The organism is Burkholderia sp. SIMBA_051 (genome assembly GCF_046534915.1).
GTDB classification, from domain to species: domain Bacteria; phylum Pseudomonadota; class Gammaproteobacteria; order Burkholderiales; family Burkholderiaceae; genus Burkholderia; species Burkholderia ambifaria.
Window position 1 is genome coordinate 1 of record NZ_JAWRXS010000285.1, and the last position, 271, is coordinate 271.

Annotated in this window: 1 protein-coding gene; it reads left to right on the top strand. The window is 59.4% G+C overall.

Annotated features, from left to right (window positions below):
- Window positions 1–253: hypothetical protein (locus SB771_RS34555; protein WP_410721983.1), on the top strand; the 253-nt coding region annotated here is incomplete at its 5' end.
- Window positions 254–271 lie beyond the last annotated feature (18 nt).

Consider the following 271-nt stretch of genomic DNA (forward strand, 5'->3'; position numbering starts at 1 on the left):
GAAGGAACAGGCGGCGCGCGGAAAGGACTGGGGCGTCGCAATAGAATCGATTACCGTGGAACTCGACCTGACCGTGGACGGCGCGAGAAATCCGGCTGTGGCCGTGGCACCCGATATTCAGTTTATTCCGACCGTCAGCTACGGGCAGATCATCACGGCCAACAGAGGCAGCAGGCTCGCGCTTACGTTGAAGAACACCGGCGGCGGCAGTGTTCCCACCGGCGAATGCACCCTGTCCAAAGCAGAAAAATAGGTGACGTCGAATCGCACT